The organism is Variovorax sp. 38R (assembly GCF_014843395.1).
Taxonomy (GTDB): domain Bacteria; phylum Pseudomonadota; class Gammaproteobacteria; order Burkholderiales; family Burkholderiaceae_C; genus Variovorax; species Variovorax paradoxus_H.
Window position 1 is genome coordinate 578,267 of sequence record NZ_CP062121.1, and the last position, 19,986, is coordinate 598,252.

The 19,986-nt window shown below is 66.9% G+C and carries 18 protein-coding genes; 2 read left to right on the top strand and 16 right to left on the bottom strand.

Annotated elements, in window-relative coordinates; genetic code table 11:
- Nucleotides 1-117: 117 nt before the first annotated feature.
- On the bottom strand, nt 118-627 hold the full coding sequence (locus tag IG196_RS02530; RefSeq protein ID WP_192194897.1) for a DUF1993 family protein: 510 nt from the start codon (nt 625-627) through the stop codon (nt 118-120).
- A gap of 476 nt (nt 628-1,103) precedes the next feature.
- Here IG196_RS02530 and IG196_RS02535 point away from each other — a divergent pair, with 476 nt between their 5' ends.
- A complete protein-coding gene (locus tag IG196_RS02535) occupies nt 1,104-1,799 on the top strand; it encodes a hypothetical protein (protein WP_192194898.1) in 696 nt (231 codons plus the stop codon).
- Between the two features lie 161 nt (nt 1,800-1,960).
- Here IG196_RS02535 and IG196_RS02540 read toward each other — a convergent pair whose 3' ends face one another.
- The 13 genes from IG196_RS02540 to IG196_RS02600 form a co-directional block, all read right to left on the bottom strand.
- Complete coding sequence (locus IG196_RS02540) at nt 1,961-2,230, bottom strand: hypothetical protein (RefSeq protein WP_192194899.1); 270 nt, start codon at nt 2,228-2,230, stop codon at nt 1,961-1,963.
- A 347-nt stretch (nt 2,231-2,577) separates the two neighbouring features.
- Nucleotides 2,578-3,549 carry an NAD(P)H-dependent flavin oxidoreductase gene (locus IG196_RS02545; protein ID WP_192194900.1) on the bottom strand — a complete coding sequence of 324 codons (972 nt, stop codon included), beginning with the start codon at nt 3,547-3,549 and terminating at the stop codon, nt 2,578-2,580.
- Between the two features lie 12 nt (nt 3,550-3,561).
- Nucleotides 3,562-4,494, bottom strand: coding sequence for an electron transfer flavoprotein subunit alpha/FixB family protein (locus tag IG196_RS02550; RefSeq protein ID WP_192194901.1), 933 nt, complete (start codon nt 4,492-4,494; stop codon nt 3,562-3,564).
- A 13-nt stretch (nt 4,495-4,507) separates the two neighbouring features.
- Entirely contained in the window at nt 4,508-5,257 is a 750-nt protein-coding gene (locus IG196_RS02555; protein ID WP_192194902.1) for an electron transfer flavoprotein subunit beta/FixA family protein, read from the bottom strand.
- Between the two features lie 37 nt (nt 5,258-5,294).
- The gene (locus tag IG196_RS02560; RefSeq protein WP_192194903.1) at nt 5,295-6,293 is read right to left on the bottom strand and encodes a Bug family tripartite tricarboxylate transporter substrate binding protein; all 999 of its coding nucleotides are present in this window, start codon (nt 6,291-6,293) and stop codon (nt 5,295-5,297) included.
- A gap of 53 nt (nt 6,294-6,346) precedes the next feature.
- Nucleotides 6,347-8,299: an acyl-CoA synthetase gene (locus tag IG196_RS02565; protein WP_192194904.1), complete on the bottom strand. Its 1,953-nt coding sequence runs from the start codon at nt 8,297-8,299 to the stop codon at nt 6,347-6,349.
- A gap of 55 nt (nt 8,300-8,354) precedes the next feature.
- Entirely contained in the window at nt 8,355-9,353 is a 999-nt protein-coding gene (locus IG196_RS02570) for a Bug family tripartite tricarboxylate transporter substrate binding protein (RefSeq protein WP_192194905.1), read from the bottom strand.
- Between the two features lie 44 nt (nt 9,354-9,397).
- Nucleotides 9,398-10,606, bottom strand: a complete 1,209-nt coding sequence (locus IG196_RS02575) for a CaiB/BaiF CoA transferase family protein (RefSeq protein WP_192194906.1) — start codon at nt 10,604-10,606, stop codon at nt 9,398-9,400.
- Between the two features lie 73 nt (nt 10,607-10,679).
- Nucleotides 10,680-11,504, bottom strand: a complete 825-nt coding sequence (locus IG196_RS02580; RefSeq protein WP_192194907.1) for an oxepin-CoA hydrolase, alternative type — start codon at nt 11,502-11,504, stop codon at nt 10,680-10,682.
- Entirely contained in the window at nt 11,501-12,643 is a 1,143-nt protein-coding gene (locus tag IG196_RS02585; RefSeq protein ID WP_192194908.1) for an acyl-CoA dehydrogenase family protein, read from the bottom strand. The genes IG196_RS02580 and IG196_RS02585 overlap by 4 nt, the downstream gene beginning before the upstream one ends.
- Before the next feature lie 12 nt (nt 12,644-12,655).
- Nucleotides 12,656-13,864, bottom strand: coding sequence for an acyl-CoA dehydrogenase family protein (locus IG196_RS02590; RefSeq protein WP_192194909.1), 1,209 nt, complete (start codon nt 13,862-13,864; stop codon nt 12,656-12,658).
- Between the two features lie 18 nt (nt 13,865-13,882).
- Nucleotides 13,883-15,073: an acetyl-CoA C-acyltransferase gene (locus IG196_RS02595; RefSeq protein ID WP_192194910.1), complete on the bottom strand. Its 1,191-nt coding sequence runs from the start codon at nt 15,071-15,073 to the stop codon at nt 13,883-13,885.
- Nucleotides 15,074-15,105: 32 nt separating this feature from the next.
- Nucleotides 15,106-17,241 carry a 3-hydroxyacyl-CoA dehydrogenase NAD-binding domain-containing protein gene (locus IG196_RS02600; RefSeq protein ID WP_192194911.1) on the bottom strand — a complete coding sequence of 712 codons (2,136 nt, stop codon included), beginning with the start codon at nt 17,239-17,241 and terminating at the stop codon, nt 15,106-15,108.
- A 155-nt stretch (nt 17,242-17,396) separates the two neighbouring features.
- On the opposite strand from IG196_RS02600, the gene IG196_RS02605 reads away from it, so the two are divergent.
- The gene (locus tag IG196_RS02605; RefSeq protein ID WP_099795006.1) at nt 17,397-18,311 is read left to right on the top strand and encodes a LysR family transcriptional regulator; all 915 of its coding nucleotides are present in this window, start codon (nt 17,397-17,399) and stop codon (nt 18,309-18,311) included.
- 46 nt (nt 18,312-18,357) lie between these two features.
- Here the strand turns inward: IG196_RS02605 and IG196_RS02610 are convergent, their stop codons facing one another.
- Nucleotides 18,358-18,738, bottom strand: a complete 381-nt coding sequence (locus IG196_RS02610; protein ID WP_101488625.1) for a cupin domain-containing protein — start codon at nt 18,736-18,738, stop codon at nt 18,358-18,360.
- Between the two features lie 57 nt (nt 18,739-18,795).
- Nucleotides 18,796-19,974: an amidase gene (locus IG196_RS02615; RefSeq protein ID WP_192194912.1), complete on the bottom strand. Its 1,179-nt coding sequence runs from the start codon at nt 19,972-19,974 to the stop codon at nt 18,796-18,798.
- Between the last annotated feature and the right edge of the window lie 12 nt (nt 19,975-19,986).

Sequence of the window (19,986 nt, forward strand, 5' to 3'; positions counted from 1 at the left end):
GCAAATCAGGGTAGATAAAGCCTCCATCCACAGTCAGCTGAAATCGCGCAGCGACGGAGGCTCTGGTTGCTATCGAGCGGCAGCGGCCAGAGTGGCTGAACTCCTGTCTGTCTTGGGTTAGTAGGCACCCATGTAGTCGCGCTTACCGATCTCCATACCGTTGTGGCGCAAGATGGCATAGGTCGTGGTCACGTGGAAGAAAAACTGCGGCAGTCCATAGTGCAGAAGATATGCGCCTGCGGTCAGCTTCTTTTCCTTGGGGGTGCCGGGGCGCAATACGATCTCGCGGCTCTCGCTGGAATCAAATTGCTCAGACTTGAAGGAGCCGATATGGTCCAAAGCTTTGGCGATCAACGCTTGCAGGTCGGCGAAGCTGACCTCAGTGTCGGGCCAGGACGGCACCTCGGCACCAGCCAGGCGGGAGGCAATGCCCTTGGAGAAGTCTGCGGCGATCTGTACCTGACGTAGCAGCGGAAACATGTCAGGGAACAGCCGCGCCTGCAGCAGCGCATTGGGATCGATATTTTTCTGCGTCGCCTGGTCTTCGGCCTTCTTGAGCACGTCGGACAGGGCGCGCAGCATCTGCTGCATGACGGGAACGGAGGCGTTGTACAGCGGGCTGGTCATGGTGAGTTCACTTCTTAAATTGGGCGCGATGGCCGGAGTTGGCGTGGCAGAGGCCCTGCCGACCATGTAAGGCTAACAGCACAGGGCGAACTGAATCGCCCCGTCTTTTGTGGCCAGCTTTTCTTCCCGCTGGTAGTCGGAGCAGCTGTGTAAAAACGCCGCTGTCGCGCCGGCGGCCTGAGGGGCGACCTCTCAGATGCATCAGGATCGACGATTGAGGCTCAGCGAATGGTTTGGCTACCCACGAAAACACAGCTTTCGCACGTTTCCACACAGCCTCGACTGAGAGCAGACATTCGTGAACAGGCGGTTTCAGGCTCCCGAATCGCGCGACTAGTAGGGATGGTCCAGCCAAGAAGCGCGCTCTCGTTGGCCCTCAGTCGGAGCCAACACCGATCAGTGTCGCTTGCGTCGTGCTCAAATGTTGCGCAGAAATCATTCACATACAACCAAGTTAGCCCTTCGAAGACACGGTCATGGATCAGCCGATAAAACCCAACAACATCACCAAACCGATCCAGCTCTTGGCAGCCTGGTTGGCCGGCTTGCTAGCAATCGACTCCTGCTTCCTGATTGCGGCTGCGCGGCTACCAACTGGCAGTTGGGAGGCGCAAGCTCTGACCGTCGCGTCAATCGCTAACGTTCCGCTATTTCTTCTTGCTGTTTTCCTTCTCCAAACACGATTTCGCCCGGAACTGCAGGAAGATCTCTATTACTCCACCTACATCAGCCAAAAGACGAACGCTCGGGTGGCACTCACGAAGGAGGATGCCGCTTCTGTTGCCTTGCAACAGAGACTCGAAAGACTCGAAGTTCAGCTTGTTACCGCAAGCACCAGAGTACCTCGCGCAGATGAAGACGTGGACCTTCTCAGTCTCCGCTGGGGCATCAACAAGAACTTCGAAGACCGTGAAGCGATTGCGCGAATCTTGTCTCAAGCGGGAGTACTTGGTTATACGTTGTTCGGCTCAAACGAAAAGCCATTGCATCGGGTTGTGGCCTTAGTACCAAACCTGCAGCCAAAGATCGAGAGAGCTGTACTCCGGCTAGCAGCAGATGCCGGGTTCAAGAAATACAGCTATATCAACGAGTTCGAGGAACTCGAAGAACAAGTCTTGCTAGGCGGGTACGGCGATGAAACTCTTGAACTCACACCGCCACCGGAAGCCTAAACTTTTTATTTGGGGAAGCCTCTTCGGCCTACGGTCGCAAGGCGCCTCTCATGTCAAACGTTGAACGACCACCATCGAGGCCTACCCAACAAGCCTCAATCGAACCGAATTCCCTTCACCACGAAGGCTTCAGGCGAACCCCACAGCCCGCAGACCAGCCACTAACCGCCAGTCTCAAGCGCCCCATGTCGCGCCTTCTCGCTCAGCTGAAACAGCTCCCCAGCCTTGCGAGAAAGTTCAGCCGCAAGCCAGAGCAGGTTGTCCAGCTGTCGAGGCCCGTCACCGCTGCACCAGTCGATGCCTTCTCCGTGGCAGACCCACAGGAGCGCTTCGAGTTGCGAGAGGGTGTTTTCGAGAAGATCCGCCGGGTCTTGGGCGTTGTCTTCGGAAGCTACCGGCGTAGTTGGCCGGGCTATAGTCTTGGTAGCCATTTATGTGCGCTCCTTAGAGGTGATTGCACGTTTTTGGTTAGACGGCTGGGGTGCTAGTAACACCTCGGCCGTCGCCTTTTGATACCTCGCATCTGCATCGCTGCTTTCGCACCGACGACCTGCCGCGAGGCAAGCAGCCTTCAAACATCTCGGTGGATCGGTGTGTCGCGCCTTTCTTCTTCCCTTGGTGGGGTGTCGAGTGACAGGGGCATTCACTCTAGAGAAGAACCCGGCGAAGTAGCCGGTTCATGCGGCACGAAGTCTCGGCGAGCGCCAACAAATGCAGCTTCTGCGATGCACCGAGCACGGGCCTCGTGGGCCCGGTGCTGCGGCAGAGCCTGAAGCCCTCAGTTCATCCAGCTGCGGGCCCGGTCCAGATGCTCGCGGCACTCACGCACCATGCGCTCCAGCAATTCAGCACACGTCGGGATGTCGTCGATCAGCCCGATGCACTGGCCGGCCGAGACCACGCCGTCGTGCACCTCGCCCGACTCCAGCGCCGCGCGGCCACGCGCACCGGCCACCAGCGGACGGATGTCCTCGAACTCGCAGCCGCCCGGACGGCGTTCGGTGGCCACCACTTCTTCGGAGATCGCGTTGCGGAACACGCGCGCCGTGTTGTGCAGCGTGCGGAACATCAGCTTGGTGTCGCGCTCGGTCGCGGCCACCAGTGCCTGCTTGATGTTGTCGTGGATCGGCGCTTCCTGGGTCACGCAGAAGCGCGTGCCCATGTTGATGCCTTCGGCGCCCAGCGCCAGCGCGGCGGCCATGCCGCGGCCGTCGGCGATGCCGCCCGACGCGATGATCGGAATGCGCAGCTTGCGCGCCGCCACTGGCAGCAGCACGAGGCCGGGTACGTCGTCCTCGCCCGGGTGGCCCGCGCATTCGAAACCGTCCACCGACACCGCATCGACGCCGTTGCGCTCGGCCGAGAGCGCGTGGCGCACCGAGGTGCACTTGTGGACGATCTTCACGTCATGGCGCTTCAGGGCCTCGATGAAGTCCTTCGGGCTGTTGCCCGCGGTCTCCACGATCTTCACGCCGCTGTCGATGATGGCCTGGATGTATTCGGCATACGGCGGCGGCTTCACCGCCGGCAGGATCGTGAGGTTCACGCCGAAGGGTTGGTCGGTCATCGTGCGCGTGCGCTCGATCTCGTGGCGCAGGTCGTCGGGCGTGGGCTGCGTGAGCGCGGTGAGGATGCCGAGGCCGCCGGCGTTCGACACGGCCGCGGCCAGCTCGGCGCGGCCCACCCATTGCATGCCGCCCTGGATGATAGGGTAGCGGATGCCGAGCAGTTCGGTGATGCGGGTCTTCATCGTCGCAGCCGCTTACAGCGCCTTCACGAGTTCCGGCACGGCCGTGAACAGGTCGGCCACGAGGCCGTAGTCGGCCACCGAGAAGATCGGTGCTTCTTCGTCCTTGTTGATCGCGACGATGACCTTCGAGTCCTTCATGCCGGCCAGGTGCTGGATGGCGCCCGAGATGCCCGCGGCGATGTACAGCTGCGGCGCGACGATCTTGCCGGTCTGGCCCACTTGCCAGTCGTTGGGGGCGTAGCCTGCGTCCACTGCGGCGCGGCTGGCGCCCAGGCCGGCGTTCAGCTTGTCGGCCAGCGGAGCCATCACTTCGGTGAACTTCTCGGCGCTGCCGAGAGCGCGGCCACCGGAGACGATGATCTTGGCAGCGGTCAGTTCAGGACGCTCGCTCTTCGTGACTTCGCGGCCGACGAAGCTGCTCTTGCCGCTGTCTGCAACGCCTTCAGCGGTTTCGATCGCTGCGCTGCCACCGGTGGCGGCTGCGGCGTCGAAGCCGGTCGTGCGAACCGTGATCACCTTGGTGGCGTCGGTGCTCTGCACGGTGGCAATGGCGTTGCCGGCGTAGATCGGGCGCTCGAACGTGTCGGGGCTGACAACCAAAGTGATGTCGGAGATCTGCGCCACGTCCAGCTTGGCGGCCACGCGCGGTGCGACGTTCTTGCCGTTGGCGGTCGAGGGGAACAGGATGTGGCTGTAGTTCGCTGCGATCGCGAGCACTTGAGCAGCGACGTTCTCGGCGAGGTTTTCTGCCAGCGATGCGCTGTCGGCAGCGATCACCTTGGACACTCCGGCGATCTGCGCGGCGGCCTTGGCAGCCTCTGCTGCGTTGGCACCGGCCACGAGGATGTGGACGTCGCCACCGCAAGCCAGGGCTGCAGTCACGGTATTGAGGGTGGCCGGCTTGATGCTGGCGTGGTCGTGTTCGGCAATGACGAGTGCGGTCATGTTCGTTTCTTCCTCAGATCACTTTGGCTTCGTTCTTGAGCTTGTCCACCAGGGTGGCAACGTCAGGCACCTTGATGCCTGCACCGCGCTTCGGCGGCTCGCTGACCTTCAGGGTCTTCAGGCGGGGCTTCACGTCCATGCCCAGGTCTTCAGGCTTGAAGACGTCGAGCTGCTTCTTCTTGGCCTTCATGATGTTCGGCAGCGTCACGTAGCGCGGCTCGTTCAGGCGCAGGTCGGTCGTGATGACCGCGGGCAGCGTGAGCGTCAGCGTTTCCATGCCGCCGTCGACTTCGCGCGCGACGGTGACCTTGTCGGCCGTGAGGTCGACCTTCGAGGCGAAGGTGGCTTGCGGCAGGTCGGCCAAAGCAGCCAGCATCTGGCCGGTCTGGTTGGCGTCGTCATCGATGGCTTGCTTGCCCAGGATGATCAGCTGAGGCTGTTCCTTGTCGACCAGTGCCTTGAGCAGCTTGGCAACCGCCAGCGGCTGCAGCTCTTCGGTGGTCTCGACCAGGATGCCGCGGTCGGCGCCGATGGCCATCGCGGTGCGCAGGGTTTCCTGGCACTTGGCATCACCGCAGGAGACGGCGATGACTTCGGTCACGATGCCCTTTTCCTTCAGCCGCACCGCCTCTTCGACAGCGATCTCGTCGAAGGGGTTCATGCTCATCTTGACGTTGGCAATGTCCACCCCGGTGCCGTCGCTCTTGACGCGCACCTTCACGTTGTAATCGACGACCCGTTTGACAGGCACCAGAACTTTCATGGCTGTTCCTCTTGAATGACAAAAAATGGGGAAGGGGTTACTCGAGCTTGGCGCCCGACTGCTTGATCAGGCGTTCCCACACGGGACGCTCCTGCTTCCAGGCGGCGGCAAAGAGTTCGGGCGAGCTGTCCTTGATCTCGAAGCCCATGGCCGCCACGCGCTCGCGCACGTCGGGCTGCTGCGTGGCCTTGCGCACTTCGTCGGCGATGCGGTCGACGATGGCCTTGGGCGTCTTGGCGGGCGCGGCAATGGCGAGCCAGCCGGTCACGCGGTAGGCCTCGTCCTTCAGGCCTTGCTCGGCCAGCGTGGGCACGTTGGGCAGCGTGCTCATGCGGCGCTCGCCGGTCACGCCGACGGCCTTGAGCTTGCCGGCGTCGATGTGCGGCTTGGCCGCGAGCGCGCTGGCGTAGGCCATCTGGATCTGGCCGCCGATGAGGTCTTGCACCATCGGTGCCTCGCCCTTGTAGGCGACGTGGTTCATGTCGGCCTGCTGCGTGAGGCTCATGTGCGCGCCGGCCAGGTGCGGGTAGGCGCCCACGCCGTACGAACCGTAGGCGACCTTGCCCTTGTTCGCGGCCACGTACTTCAGCAGCTCGGGGCCGGTCTTGGCGGGCACGCTGGGGTGCACCACGAGCACCAGCGGCGCCATTGCGATCTGGTAGACCAGCGTGAGGTCGCGCTGCGTGTCGTAGGGCAGCTTGTCGTACAAGAACTCGTTGGTCATGAGCGAGTTGCTCAGCGACAGCACGATCGTGTAGCCGTCGGGCGCGGCCTTGGCGACCGTGTCGGTGCCGATGATGCCGGCCGCGCCGGGCTTGTTGTCCACCACGATGGGCTGGCCCATGCTGGCCGCCATCTTCTGGCCCAGCACGCGCGCCAGCACGTCGGTCGCGCCGCCGGCCTGGAAGGGCACCACGAGGCGGATCGGCTTGTTCGGGTACGGCGCCTGCGCATGCGCGGGGGCCAGCGCGAACAGCGCGGCGGTCGATGCTGCCGCGCACAGCAGGGCGCGACGGGTCGAGGGGTGATGGGTCATGGTTTGTCTCCCGTTCGGTTTCAGAAAATCGTGTCGAAGAAGAAGCAGGTCGGTCACTTCAGCGCGATGCGCGTCTTGAAGGGCAGCGGCTCCAGGGCCTTCTGCAGCCGTTCCTGCAGTGCAGCGGCTTGTGCGCCCGCTGCGGCGGCGTCGATCTGCACCTGCACGAGGCTTTCACCTTCCGTGGTCACTGCAGGTTGAGCCGCATCGCTCAGGCCGAGTGCCGTGCAGACCTCGGCGACCGTTGTCGCCACCACCTGCCGCGCGGCCATGGCGCGCAGCTCGGGCTTGTAGATCTTGCCGACGTTGGTCATCGGCATCGTGGCGATCACCGACACCCACTTGGGACGCGCGGGCGCTTCATCGACGCGTGCAGAAGTGAAGGCCAGCAGCTCGTCTTCGGTGGCCGAGGCGCCGGGCACCAGCGTCGCGAAGATCACGGGCAGCTCGCCCGCGTAGGCATCGGGCGCGCCGACGGCGGCGCACAGCTGCACGGCCGGGTGCGCGCCCAGCGCGTCCTCGATGGTCTTGGGGTCGATGTTGTGGCCGCTGCGGATGATCAGGTCCTTCGAGCGGCCCGTGAGGTGCAGGCGCTCTTCGGCGTCCATCCAGCCCAGGTCGCCGGTGGCAAGCCATCCGTCGGCTGTGAAGGCCTTGGCGTTGTCGGCCGGATCGACAAAACCCGAGAACACGTTGGGCGACTTGAACAGCACCATGCCGGTCTCGCCCTGCGCCACTTCGCGGTCGCTGGCGTTGCCGTTCTCGTCGAGCGCCACGATGCGCACCTGCGCATACGGCAGCCGAAAGCCGACGCAGCCCGCGGGCCCGTTCACGCCGGGCGGCGTGATGGTCGAGATGCCGGCCATCTCGGTCATGCCCAGGCTCTCGTGCACGTGCAGGCCGAACAGTCGCTCGAAGCGCGCGGCCAGCTCGGGTGCGAGCACGGCAGCGCCGGTGCGGCAGTAGGTGATGGACGAGATGTCGGCGCCGTCCAGCGGCACGCTGGCCAGCGCGGCGAGCACCGTGGGCACGGCCGACAGCGAGGTGGGGCGGTACTTCTCGACCAGCTTCCAGTAGTTGGCCAGCACCTCCTTGTTGCGCAGCAGCGAGGGCGTCGGAATGATCACCTCCACGCCCGCCGACAGCGACGAGAGCGAGGCCGGCAGCACGCCCGCCACATGGAACAGCGGGTAGCCGTTGATGGAGATGCCCTGCTCGTTCATGCCCGCGAGCTGCACGCTGGCCCAGGCGGTGAACACCTGCGCGCCGTGGCTGTGGCGCGCGAGCTTGGGCGCGCCCGTGGTGCCGCCGGTGTGGAAGTAGGCGGCGATGTCGGTGGGCGCGATGTCGCGGCCGCTCACGAGGCGGTCGCTCGGTTGCGCGGCGCGCAGCACGTCGAACTCGGCCACGCCTTCGGGCAGCGTGCCGCCCGCACCCGGCGCTTCGTCGTGCGGCGCCACGCGCAGCACGGTGGTGAGCGTGGGCACCTGGCCGCGCAGGCGCATGGCCTTCGACCACATGCCCGATTCGCTGTCCGAGCCGTAGGCTATGAGCACCTTGGCGCGGCCCGCGGTCATCAGCGCGACCAGCTTCTCGTCGGTGAGCAGCGGGTTCAGCGGCTGCACGATGCCGGCCGCCTCGCCGCCCCAGAGCGCGAGGTGGTACTCGAGGCAACCGGGCAGCAGCACCGCGACCGCATCGTCCGGCCCCACGCCCAGCGTGTGCAGCAGGTTCGCGGTCTGGTGAATGCCTGCGAGCAGCTGCGCATACGACCAGCGGATGGGTTCGTCCGCCGGGTTGCCGCTGCGCAAAAAGGTGAGTGCGGTCTTGTCGCCGAAGGCCGCGCCGGAGTTGCGGAAGAGCTCGTAGGTGCTGCGCACCGTGAGCGCTTCTTCCAGCGGCGTTGCTTCGAGCGCACGGATGTCGGCGAGCCCGCGCACCGGAAACCGGGGGCGGAACGGTGTGCCGATGACGTTGTTGTTGTTCTTGTCGTTGCCTGTTGTCATGGTGTCTCCTTGAGGTCGTCTGGCCGGCTGCGGACGGGATGCCCCGTCGTGTGTCTTACTGGTTCGTGATCTTGTTGTCGCGAATCACCTTGCCCCAGCGCTCGAAGTCCTGGCGCATGCGCGTGGCGGTCTGTTCCGGCGTGCCGTAGGCCGCGAAGGAGCCCACGCTCTGCAGCTTCTCGCCGACTTCCTTGTCGGCCAGCGCCTTCTTCAGCTCGGCGCTCATGCGGTCGACCACGGCCTGCGGCGTGCCGGCCGGGGCCAGCAGCCCGCCCCACGAGGTGGCGTCGAAGCCGGGGAAGCCCTGCTCGGCCACGGTCTTCACGTCGGGCAGCAGGCTCACGCGCTTGCCGGAGCCCACGGCGAGCGGGCGCAGCGTGCCGGCGCGGATGTGCGGGATCACGGCCACGAGGTCGGAGAACATCGCCGGCACCTGGCCGCCGATGAGGTCGGTCACGGCCGGGGCGCTGCCGCGGTAAGGCACGTGCTGCATCTCGAAATTGCCGATGTTCTTCAGCTGCTCGGTCGTCAGGTGGCCGAAGCTGCCGGCGCCGGCGGTCGTGTAGTTGAGCTTGCCGCCGTCGGCCTTGGCCTTGGCGATCAGGTCCTGCAGGCCGTTCACGCCGGGCAGGGCCTTCGGGTTCACCACCATCACGATCGGCAGGTCGTACACCGTGCCCACGGGCGTGAAGTTCTTGAAGATGTCGTAGGGCACGGTGCCGTACAGGTGCGAGGCCAGCAGCGTCGGCGTGGCCAGCATCACGAAGGTGTAGCCGTCGGGTGCGGCCTTGGCGGCAAAGGCCGCGCCGATGGTGCCCGAGGCGCCGCTGCGGTTGTCGACCAGGATGTTCTGCTTGAGCGACAGCGACATCTTCTGCGCCACGATGCGCGAGGCCACGTCGGTCGGGCCGCCGGGCGGGAAGGGCACGACCAGCGTGATCGGCTTGGTCGGCCAGGCCTGGGCGAAGGCGCTGCCGGCCAGGAGGGGAAGGGCCAGCGCGATCAGGGCGCGGCGAACAGGATTACGGGGATTGCGGAGGGACGGAAAGGCCATGGACTTCTCTTCAGGGATGCGGGCGTTGTCTTCGCTGTGTGCGATCAGACGACGCCGTTCGTTTTCAGCGCTGCCAGCTTTTCATCCGACAGGCCGAGCAGGGACTTCAGCACGTCGTGCGTGCCTTCGCCCAAAGTGGGCGGCGCGCTGCGCACGGGCAGGCGCTCGCCATCGAAACGGTAGGGGGGCGCCAGCACGTCGACCTCGCCGGCCACCGGGTGCGGCTGCTTGGTCACCAGGCCGGCGTCGGTGGCGCGCTTGGAGTTCAGCGCCTCCAGCAGGCCCAGCACCTCGCCGCAGGGAATGCCCGAGGCGTTGAGCTTTTCGAGCAGCGCGGCGCGCGGGCGCTTCGCCAGTTCGGAGTGCAATTCGGGCAGCAGCACGGCACGGTTGGCCGAGCGCAGGATGTTGGTCTTGAAGCGCTCGTCGGCCGCGAGGTCGGGGCGCTCGATCACCTCGGTGCAGAAGCGCGAGAACTGCGCGTTGTTGCCCACGGTGATCACCAGCGGGCCGTCGGCCGCATCGAACACGCCGTAGGGCACGATCGACGGGTGCGAGTTGCCATAACGCGGCGGGTCTTCGCCCATCAGCAGCGCTTCGAGGCCGTAGTAGGCGGTGATCATCAGGCCGCAGTCGAACAGCGCCATCTCGATGTGGCGGCCGGTGCCGGTCTTCTCGCGCTGGTAGAGCGCGGCCAGCACGGCCTGCGCCGAGTACATGCCGGTGAACAGGTCGACGGCGGCCACGCCGAACTTCAGCGGCGGCTGGTTGGCTTCGCCGTTGAGCGCCATCAGGCCGGCCTCGCCCTGCACCACGAGGTCGTAGCCGGGGCGTGCGGCCTCGGGGCCGGTGCGGTCGTAGCCCGAGATCGAGCAGTAGATGAGGCCCGGGTTCTCCTTGCGCAGCTGTTCGTAGCCCAGGCCCAGCTTGTCGATACCGCCGAACTTGAAGTTCTGCAGCACCACGTCGCACTGCTTGGCGAGGTCGCGCGCGATCTGCTGGCCTTCGGGCGTCTGCAGGTCGAGCGTGACCGAGCGCTTGTTGCGGTTCACGCTGTTGAAGTAGGCGGTCTCGGTCTGGCCCACGCGCAGGCCCCAGTCGCGCGTGTCGTCGCCGCGGCCCGGGTGCTCGACCTTGATCACCTCGGCACCCATGTCGGCCAGCACCATGCCGCACCACGGGCCGGCGAGGATGCGGGACAGATCGAGGACGCGCACGCCGGCAAGCGGCAGCGAGGAATTCAGCGAGGGCATGGGAACAACTCCAGGAAAACGAAAGACCCCCGCATCTGCATCGGCATGCACACGCGGGGAAGGGCGCGGCGCGTCAGGACGCGTCGGGCTGGGGCGCGTGGCGCAACGCAACGAAGTCGGCCTTGCGCTTGCCGAGGAAGGCACCGATGCCTTCGGCGGCTTCGGCGTCGGCCTGCGACGTCACCATGTAGACCGCTTCGGCCTCGAGTTGTTCCTCGAGCGTTGCACGATGGGCCAGGCGGCACAGCGTCTTGATGCGCGCGCTCGCGCGCTGCGGGCCGTTGGCCACCTTGGACGCGAGTGCGATGGCTTCGGCCAGCGCGCCGCCCTTGTCGGTCAGGCGGTTCACGGCGCCCATCGCATGCAGGCGCTCGGCCGTGAGGCGGTCGCCGGTGAGGCACAGCTCGGTCAGCAGCTGGCGCGAGACGAACTCGGCGAGGAAGGCCGTGGCGCCGCCGTCGGGCGTGAGGCCGACCTTGACGTAGGCCACCGTGTAGAACGCATCGCGCGCCGACACCAGCATGTCGCAGGCCAGCGCCATCGACAGGCCGGCACCGGCCGCGCCGCCTTCGACCGCTGCGATCACGGGCTTGCCGCAGTCGCGGATCGCGCGGATCAGGTCGTGCAGGCCTTCGAGCTTCTCGCGGCGTTCGGCCTCGGGCAGTTCGCGGCGCTTGGCCAGCAGGTTCAGGTCGCCGCCCGAGCAGAAGAAGTCGCCCGCGCCGGTGAAGACGATCGCGCCCACCTCGGGGTCGTTCTGCGCGTCGGTGAGCGCGGCGGAGAGTTCGGCGTACAGCGTCGGCGTGATCGCGTTGCGTGCCGCCGGGTTGCTGTTAGTCAGGATGCGGACGGCGCTTTCCTGCGAGATCAGCACGGTCTTGTCGGTCTTGTCGGTCATGCCGCAACCTCCTTGCCGAGCGCGATGTAGCGCTGCAGGTGGTGGTCTTCGTCGCCGAGCTGATGGTCGATCATCACGAGGCGCTTGGCGTAGTGGGGCAGCGGCAGCTCCCACGTCATGCCGATGCCGCCGTGCATCTGGATGCTTTCTTCGGCCACCAGCGCGCCGATGCGGCCGATGCTGAACTTGGCGGCCGACAGCGCACGCTCGCGCGCCACGCGGTCGGTGCCGTCGATGGCGGCGGCGGCGTTGATCACGGCCGAGCGGGCCTGTTCGATCTCGAGCAGCAGGTCGGCCATGCGGTGCTGCAATGCCTGGAAGCTGCCGATGAGGATGCCGAACTGCTTGCGCGTGCGCAGGTACTCGAGCGTGGCGGTCTTGGCGGCTTCCATGGCGCCCAGTGCTTCGGCGCACAGCGCGAGCACGCCGCGGCCGATGGCGCGTTCCAGCGTCGCAGCGCCCTGGCCTTCGGCGCCCAGCAGCGCGTCGGCGCCGAGCGTCACGCCGTCGAGCGTGAGTTCGGCCACGCGGCCCCCGTCGATCGCGGGGCAGCCGCGCACCGTGAGGCCGGCGGTCTTGGCGGGCACGAGGAACAGCGAGATGCCGGCTTCGTCGTCCACATTGCCCGAGGTGCGGGCGGAGACCAGGAACAGGTCGGCCTGCTCGCCTTGCGGCACCACGGCCTTGGCGCCTTTGAGCACCCAGCCGTCGCCGCTGCGCTCGGCGGTCGTGGCCACGCGCGTGCGTTCGTAATGCGTGTCGGCTTCGTCGTGTGCAAAGGCCGCCACGGTCACGCCGTTGACGATGTCGCCGATCTTCTCTTTCTGCGCATCGCTGCCGGTGGCGCTGATCGCCTCGCCGACCATCACGGCGCCCAGCAGCGGCTCGACCACGAGGCCGCGGCCCAGCGCTTCGAAGACCACGGCGATGTCGAAGCCGCTGCCGCCGAAGCCGCCGTCGGCCTCGCTGAACAGCGCGCCGATCACGCCGAGCTCGGCGAAGTTCTGGAAGATCTCTTTGCTGAAGCCGTGCGCCGACTTCGCGATGCGGTCGCGCGCATCGAAGGCGTACTGTTCGGCGATGAAGCGGTTCAGGCTGTCGGCGAGCATGCGCCGGTCTTCGGTGTGTTCGAAGTTCATGGCGTCTTTCCTTTACAGGCCCAGGATCATCTTGGAGATGATGTTCTTCTGGATTTCGTTCGAGCCGCCGAAGATCGACAGCTTGCGGTTGTTGAAGTAGCGCGAAGCGGCAGCCTTGGCGTAGGCCGGGCCGAAGGTCTCGCCGGTGAAGCCGTCCTGCAGCGCTTCGGCGACGAAGGGACGTCCGTACACGCCCATGGCGCGGCGTGCGAGCGACGAAATCTCCTGGCGAATTTCCGTGCCGCGAATCTTCAGCATCGAGCTCTCCGCACCCGGCACGCCGCCGCCGGCCACGGCCGCGATCACGCGCAGGTTCGTCGTCTTCATGTTCTCCAGGTCGATCTCGACGCGCGCCAGGCGTGCCGCGAAGGCCGGGTCTTCGGCGAGCGGCTTGCCGTTCTTGGTCTGCGATGCGGCGATGCCCTTGAGCTGCTCGAGCGCGGCCACCGAGAAGCCCACGCCCGCGATGTTGGTGCGTTCGTAGGTCAGCAGGTACTTGGCGCAGGTCCAGCCCTTGTTCTCTTCGCCCACGAGGTTCTCGGCGGGCACGCGCACGTCGGAGAAGAACACCTCGTTGACTTCATGCTCGCCGTCGAGCGTGATGATCGGGCGCACTTCCACGCCGGGCGAGGTCATGTCGACCAGCAGGAAGCTGATGCCTTCCTGCTTCTTCGCCTCGCGGTTGGTGCGCACCAGGCAGAAGATCATGTTGGCGTGCTGGCCCAGCGTGGTCCAGGTCTTCTGGCCATTGACGATGTAGTGGTCGCCCTGCGCGTCGATGCCGCGCACGGCCGTGGTCTTCACCGCGGCCAGGTCGGAGCCCGCGCCGGGTTCTGAATAACCCTGGCACCACCAGTCGGCGCCGCTCAGGATGCGCGGCAGCCAGTAACGCTTCTGCGCTTCGTTGCCGTACTTGATGAGCACCGGGCCCAGCATGTTGACGCCGAAGGGCACGATGCGCGGCGCGAAGGCCAGGGCGCATTCGTGCTCGAAGATGAACTTCTCGACCGCCGTCCAGCCGGGGCCGCCGTACTGCTCGGGCCAGTGGTTGGCGAGCCAGCCGCGTGCGTTCAGGATGGCGTGCCATTCCTGCATGTCGGCCTTTTCCAGGATCTTGCCGCCGCGCACTTTGTCGGACAGCCGCGCAGGCAGCTTGTCCGCCAGGAAGGTGCGCACTTCGCTGCGGAAGGCTTCTTCTTCGGTCGTGAAGTTCAGGTCCATCGCGGACTCCTCAATGAATCAATAAATTTCGAACAGACCCGCGGCGCCCATGCCGCCGGCGATGCACATCGTGACCACGGCGTACTTGGCGCCGCGGCGCTTGCCTTCGATGAGCACGTGGCCCGTGAGGCGCGCGCCGGTCATGCCGAAGGGGTGGCCGATGGAGATCGCGCCGCCGTTCACGTTCAGGCGTTCCGACGGAATGCCCAGCTTCTCCTGGCAGTAGATCGACTGCGAGGCGAAGGCTTCGTTGAGTTCCCACAGGTCGATGTCCTGCACCTTCAGGCCGTGGCGCGCGAGCAGCTTGGGCACGGCGAAGACCGGGCCGATGCCCATTTCGTCGGGCTCGCAACCGGCCAGCGCCAGGCCGCGGAACGCGCCCAGCGGCTTCAGGTTGGCGCGCTCGGCGTCCTTGGCTTCCATCATCACGCAGGCCGAGGCGCCGTCGGACAGCTGCGAGGCGTTGCCGGCGGTGATGAACTTGTCTTCGCCCATCACGGGCTTGAGCTTGGCCAGCGCTTCGTAGGTGGTGCCGCGGCGGTTGCAGTTGTCTTCCGTGGCGGTGACTTCGCGGTGCGTGACTTCCTTGGTGTCCTTGTCGGTCACGGCCATCGTGGTGGTGCAGGCCACGATCTCGTCCTTGTAGCGGCCGGCCAGTTGCGCTTCTTCGGTCTTGCGCTGGCTCTCGGCGGAGAAGCGGTCCTGCGCCTCGCGGGTAATGCCGTAGCGCTTGGCCACGATGTCGGCGGTGTCGATCATCGCCATGTACAGCTCGGGCTTGTGCTCGACGATCCATGGGTCGAGGCTGAGGTCGCCACCGTCGCCGGGGCTGCGGCCGCGGATCTGCGAGATGCTTTCCACGCCGCCCGCGATCATGGCCGGCGCGCCGTCCACCACGATGCGGCCGGCGGCCATGGCGATCGCCTGCAGGCCCGAGGCGCAGAAACGGTTCACGGTGGTGCCGGCGATGCTGATGGGCAGGCCCGAACGGATGATCGACTGGCGCGCGATGTTGCGGCCGGTGGTGCCTTCGGGGTAGCCGCAGCCGAGGATCGCGTCCTCGATCAGGGCCGGGTCCAGGCCCGAGCGCTCGACCGCGGCCTTCACCGCGAACGAGGCCAGCGTGGCGCCGGAGGTGATGTTGAATTCGCCGCGGTGCGCCTTGGTGAGCGGGGTGCGGGCGGTAGAAACGATGACGGCTTCACGCATGGGGTTGTCTCCTGGACGGTGGGCTCTAACGGTTACTCGGATTTGTTGAGGCTGGCGAAATCGGCGCCGCGCTCGACCAGCTCCACGAGCAGCGGCGACGGCTTCCAGAAAATCGGGTCGGCCTTGGCGAACTCGCGGATGTCGGCCAGCACCTTGGGCAGGCCCACGGTGTCGGCGTACTTCATAGGGCCGCCGCGGTGGCGCGGGAAGCCGTAGCCGTAGAGGAAGGTCACGTCCACGTCGAGCGGGCGCAGCGCGATGCGCTGGAGCACGACATTGGCGCCTTCGTTGACCATGGCGGCCATGTAGCGGCGCATGATTTCTTCTTCGGTGAAGGTGCGCGGCGTGATGCCGGCGCGTTCGCGCTCGGCGTCGATGATGGCCAGCACCTCGGGGTCGGGCACGCCGGTGCGCGCACCTTCGGGGTACAGGTAGTAGCCGCGCTGCGTCTTCTGGCCGAACCAGCCGCGCTCGCAGATGCGGTCGGCCACCTGCACGTAGCGCGCCTGCGGGTCGCGCGTGGCGGCCTTGCGCTTGCGCGTGGCCCAGCCGATGTCGCCGCCGGCCAGGTCGGACACCTGGAACGGACCCATCGGGTAGCCGAAGTTGCGCACGGCCGCGTCGATCTCGTAGGGCGAGGCGCCGTCTTCCATCATGTGGTCGGCGGCCTGGCGGTACACGGCCAGGATGCGGTTGCCGATGAAGCCGTCGCACACGCCGGCGCGCACGGGCACCTTCTTGAGCTTCTTCGCGAGTTCGAAGCCGGTGGCGACCACGTCGGCGCTCACCTTGGCGGGCACCACGATCTCCAGCAGCTTCATGATGTTGGCGGGCGAGAAGAAGTGCAGGCCCACCACGTCCTGCGGACGCGAGATGCTGGCGGCGATCTCGTCGATGTCCAGGTACGAGGTGTTGGTGGCGAGCACGGCGCCCTTCTTGCACACGCGGTCGAGTTCGGCGAACACGGCCTTCTTGACGCCCATCTCCTCGAACACGGCCTCGACCACGATGTCGACGTTGGCGAACGCGTCGTAGCTCGTCGAGCCCGAGAAGCGCGCCATCACGGCGGCCTTGGCCTCGGGCGTCATGCGGCCATTGGCGATGAGGCCGTCGTACACCTTCTCGACGTGCGCACGGCCGCGCGCCAGGCTGGGCTCGTCGCGCTCGACCATGGTCACGGGCAGGCCCGCGTTGAGCATGGCCACGGCAATGCCCGCACCCATGGTGCCGCCGCCGACGATGCCGGCCGAGGCCAGCGCGCGCGGGCTGGCCGAGCGGGTCTCGGGTGCCTTCAGCACTTCGCGCTCGGCGAAGAAGGCGTGGATCAGGCCGGCGCGCTGCGGGCTGTCGATGCACTGCAGGAAGAGCTTGCGTTCGAGCGCCATGCCTTCGTCGAAGGGCAGCGTGAGCGCGCCTTCGACGGCTTCGATGATCTTCATCGGCGAGAACAGGCCGCGGCTCTTCTTGGCGGTGTCGGCGCGCGCGGCGTCGAGGGCGGCGCGGGCTGCGTCCTTGTCGGCCAGGCCGGCGGCTTCGCGGGTGCGGCGCACCGGCGCGTTCGCGGCGGCGAGTTCCTGTGCGTAGGCGAGGCCTTCGGCGCGTGCGTCGGCGTCAGCGCCGAGGCGGTCGACGAGGCCGAGCGTCAGCGCTTCCTTGGCGCCTGCATGGCGGCCGCTGAGCATCAGTTCGAGCGCGGGCTTCACGCCGATGAGGCGCGGTGCGCGTTGCGTGCCGCCCGAGCCGGGCAGCAGGCCCAGTGCCACTTCGGGCAGGCCCAGCTTGGCGGTGGGCGAGGCGAGGCGGTAGTGCGCCGACAGCGCGATCTCCAGCCCGCCGCCGAGTGCGGCGCCATGGATGGCGGCGACCACCGGCTTGGTGCAGTTCTCGATCTTCAGGCAGACCTCGGGCAGCGAGGGCTGCTGCGGTGCCTGGCCGAACTCGCGGATGTCCGCGCCGGCGATGAAATTGCGGCCCGCACCGACGATCAGCACCGCCTTGGCGCCGCTGTCGGCCTCGGCCGCGTCGATGGCGGCGGCCAGGCCGCGGCGCACATCCACGCCCAGGGCGTTGACGGGCGGGTTGTCGATGGTCACCACACATACGTCGCCTTGACGCTGGAAGGTGACGGGACCGTTGGACGTGGAAGGGCTGGGAGTGGGGGTGGCCATGTGCGTGTCGCTTGTCTCTTGCTTGCGTGGCAGGCCCTCGTGAAGCCGAGGGGTCCGGGGCTCTGGGGAGCCCTGCATTCTTGGCCGGTATCTCGGCTTTGACAATTGCATAGGTGGTTGACAGACTGTCAAAGAATTTTTGACACAATCCGCCCATGGACCTGCAATCGCTCACCCTGCTGGTGGAAATCCTTGACGCGGGCAACCTGAGCGCGGCGGCCCGCCGGCTCAAGATGACCCGCGCCAACGTCAGCTACCACCTGAACCAGCTCGAGCGCTCGGTCGGCGCGCAGCTGATCCGGCGCACCACCCGGCGCGCCGAGCCCACCGAGATCGGCCTGCGGCTGTACCAGCACGGCGTGGCCATCCAGACCGAACTGCTGGCGGCGCGCGAGTCGGTCACCGCGCTGGGTGAAGGCCTGCAGGGCCGCGTGCGCCTGAGCGTGCCCAGCGGCTACGGCCAGCTCGTGATGGCCGACTGGCTCATCGACTTCAAGCGCCAGTACCCCGGCATCGTGCTCGACGTGGTGTTCGAGAACCGCATCGAAGACTTGCTGCGCGACGAGGTCGACATTGCGATCCGCGTGATTCCCGAGCCGCCGCAGAACCTCGTGGCGCGCGAGATGGGCCCGGTGCGCTATGTGGCCTGCGCCACGCGCGCGTACGCCGAGCGCCACCCGCTGCCCGTGCAGCTCGACGCACTGCGCGCCACGCCGGTGGTGACGGCCGCCGTCATCGGAAGGCAGCTGCGCATCTCGGCCTACCAGGGCGAGACGCGGCGCGAGGTGATCCTGGAGCCGACGCTGATCTCGGAGAACTTCTTGTTCCTGCGCCAGGCCATCCTCGCGGGCTTGGGCGTGGGCCTTGTGCCCGACTACGTGGTGCAGGAAGACGTGCGCCGCGGCGACGTGGTGACCACGCTGGACGACTGGCGCCTGTCGATCTTCGGCACCCAGATGTTCATGCTCTACATGCCGAATCGCCAGCACACGCGGGCGATCCGGACATTCATCGATTTCATCCTGGCGCGGGTGCGGCCGGAGGAAGCCGAGGCTCAGTCGCAGGGGTAGGTGACTTCTCCCGCCGGCCCCCATCGAGGCCGCTGCGCTGGCTTGATCAGACGGGGCGCAACTGCTCCGCGAGCGAGCGCGTCTTCTCGGTGACGGTGCTGCCGGTGTGCAGCGTGGTCTTGCGCTCGATGAGCATCAGGTGGCATTCCTCGTCGGCGACCGGGTTGTGCCGCACGCCCTTGGGCACGACGAACATCTCGCCTTCGCCGAGTTCGACCGGGCCCGCTTCCATCTCGATGCGCAGGCGCCCCTTGAGCACCATGAACAGCTCGTCTTCGTCGTCATGGCTGTGCCACGCGAGCGAGCCGTGGACCTTGGCGACCTTGATGTAGGCGTCATCGACTTCGGCGACGACGCGCGGCGACCAGAACTCGGTGAGCGAGGCGGCGATTTCCTTGGGGGTGGTGACCTGGGTGTTGTTCGACATGGCGCTTCTGTGCGGGACGTGGGAACAGCAGCCTAACCCAGGCCACATGGCCCTGTATTACCCCGCGATGCGCTCGGCCAGCGCGATCAGCGACCGGTCCGACCCCGCCGGCCCGAGCAGCGAGATACCCAGTGGCGCGCCGTCGCGCGTGGCGAGGGGCATCGACAGCTGCGGAAACCCCGCCAGCCCCGCGATGCACAAGAGGCGGATCGCGCGGTTGCGGTAGTCCTCCATCGCCGACTCACTGTCGCTGCGCAGCGGCGCGATGTCGGGCATGGTCGGCATCAGCAGCACGCCGTCGGTGCCGAGCAGCCTGGCCAGGTGCTCGCGGAAGGCGGTACGGAACACGCGCGCGGTCGCCACCTGCGCATCGGTCACGTCGCGCGACCACGCGAAGCGCTCGGCCACGCCCGGGCCGAGCGGCGGTGCGTAGCGCTCGATCAGCGGGCCGTCGGTGAGCCAGGCTTCGCGCGACTGCAGGTAGCGGAAGTTCCAGTACATCGCGTCGAAGGATTCCAGCGCCACCATCGTGCCCTTGGCGGGACCGAGCAGGCTCTGCACGCGATCGGCCACGCCTTGCAGTGCTTCGGCCGCGGCAGGCACGGCGAGCGCCCAGACGTCGTCGGGCCGCAGCAGCCGCACGCGCTCGGGCAGGGCGGCTGCATCGGCGCCCAGCAGCACATCGGCCACGCGTGCAAAGGTGCCGATGTCGCGCGCGAACCAACCGCAGGTGTCGAAGCTGGGTGCGAGGTCGAGCGCACCCTCGAGGCTCACGCGGCCGTGGGTCGGGCGCAGGCCGTACAAGCCGCAGTGGTTGGCCGGCGCGCGCACCGAGCCGCCGGTGTCGGTGCCCAGTGCGAAGTCGCACAGGTTCGACGAAACGGCAGAGGCCGAGCCCGACGACGAGCCGCCCGTGATGCGCAGCGGCGCCCCGCCGTTGAGGGGCGCACCAAAGTGCGCGTTGTTGCCGTTCATCGAGAACGCGAGTTCGTCGGTCACGGTCTTGCCGGCAAAGCGCGCGCCGGCATCGAGCAGCTTCTGCACGGTCGGCGCGGTGCGTGTCTTGATGCCCGACATCGCAAGCACGATCGGGTTGCCGCCGCCCGTGGGGTAGCCGGCCACGTCGAACAGGTCCTTCGCGGCAAAGCTCAGGTCGGCCAGCGGGCCGGTCGAGGCGCGCGCCACCGGCGCATCGGGGTACGGAACGAATGCGTGGGCGGGATCGTGCAACGGCATGGTGGTGGGATT

Excerpts from the sequence above, each read along its gene's own strand:
- IG196_RS02550 (WP_192194901.1), bottom strand. The coding sequence starts at position 4,494 with ATGACCGCACTCGTCATTGCCGAACACGACCACGCCAGCATCAAGCCG.
- IG196_RS02600 (WP_192194911.1), bottom strand. The coding sequence starts at position 17,241 with ATGGCCACCCCCACTCCCAGCCCTTCCACGTCCAACGGTCCCGTCACC.
- IG196_RS02530 (WP_192194897.1), bottom strand. The coding sequence starts at position 627 with ATGACCAGCCCGCTGTACAACGCCTCCGTTCCCGTCATGCAGCAGATG.
- IG196_RS02595 (WP_192194910.1), bottom strand. The coding sequence starts at position 15,073 with ATGCGTGAAGCCGTCATCGTTTCTACCGCCCGCACCCCGCTCACCAAG.
- IG196_RS02560 (WP_192194903.1), bottom strand. The coding sequence starts at position 6,293 with ATGACCCATCACCCCTCGACCCGTCGCGCCCTGCTGTGCGCGGCAGCA.
- IG196_RS02580 (WP_192194907.1), bottom strand. The coding sequence starts at position 11,504 with ATGACCGACAAGACCGACAAGACCGTGCTGATCTCGCAGGAAAGCGCC.
- IG196_RS02545 (WP_192194900.1), bottom strand. The coding sequence starts at position 3,549 with ATGAAGACCCGCATCACCGAACTGCTCGGCATCCGCTACCCTATCATC.
- IG196_RS02535 (WP_192194898.1), top strand. The coding sequence starts at position 1,104 with ATGGATCAGCCGATAAAACCCAACAACATCACCAAACCGATCCAGCTC.
- IG196_RS02585 (WP_192194908.1), bottom strand. The coding sequence starts at position 12,643 with ATGAACTTCGAACACACCGAAGACCGGCGCATGCTCGCCGACAGCCTG.
- IG196_RS02575 (WP_192194906.1), bottom strand. The coding sequence starts at position 10,606 with ATGCCCTCGCTGAATTCCTCGCTGCCGCTTGCCGGCGTGCGCGTCCTC.
- IG196_RS02565 (WP_192194904.1), bottom strand. The coding sequence starts at position 8,299 with ATGACAACAGGCAACGACAAGAACAACAACAACGTCATCGGCACACCG.
- IG196_RS02610 (WP_101488625.1), bottom strand. The coding sequence starts at position 18,738 with ATGTCGAACAACACCCAGGTCACCACCCCCAAGGAAATCGCCGCCTCG.
- IG196_RS02540 (WP_192194899.1), bottom strand. The coding sequence starts at position 2,230 with ATGGCTACCAAGACTATAGCCCGGCCAACTACGCCGGTAGCTTCCGAA.
- IG196_RS02590 (WP_192194909.1), bottom strand. The coding sequence starts at position 13,864 with ATGGACCTGAACTTCACGACCGAAGAAGAAGCCTTCCGCAGCGAAGTG.
- IG196_RS02555 (WP_192194902.1), bottom strand. The coding sequence starts at position 5,257 with ATGAAAGTTCTGGTGCCTGTCAAACGGGTCGTCGATTACAACGTGAAG.
- IG196_RS02570 (WP_192194905.1), bottom strand. The coding sequence starts at position 9,353 with ATGGCCTTTCCGTCCCTCCGCAATCCCCGTAATCCTGTTCGCCGCGCC.
- IG196_RS02605 (WP_099795006.1), top strand. The coding sequence starts at position 17,397 with ATGGACCTGCAATCGCTCACCCTGCTGGTGGAAATCCTTGACGCGGGC.
- IG196_RS02615 (WP_192194912.1), bottom strand. The coding sequence starts at position 19,974 with ATGCCGTTGCACGATCCCGCCCACGCATTCGTTCCGTACCCCGATGCG.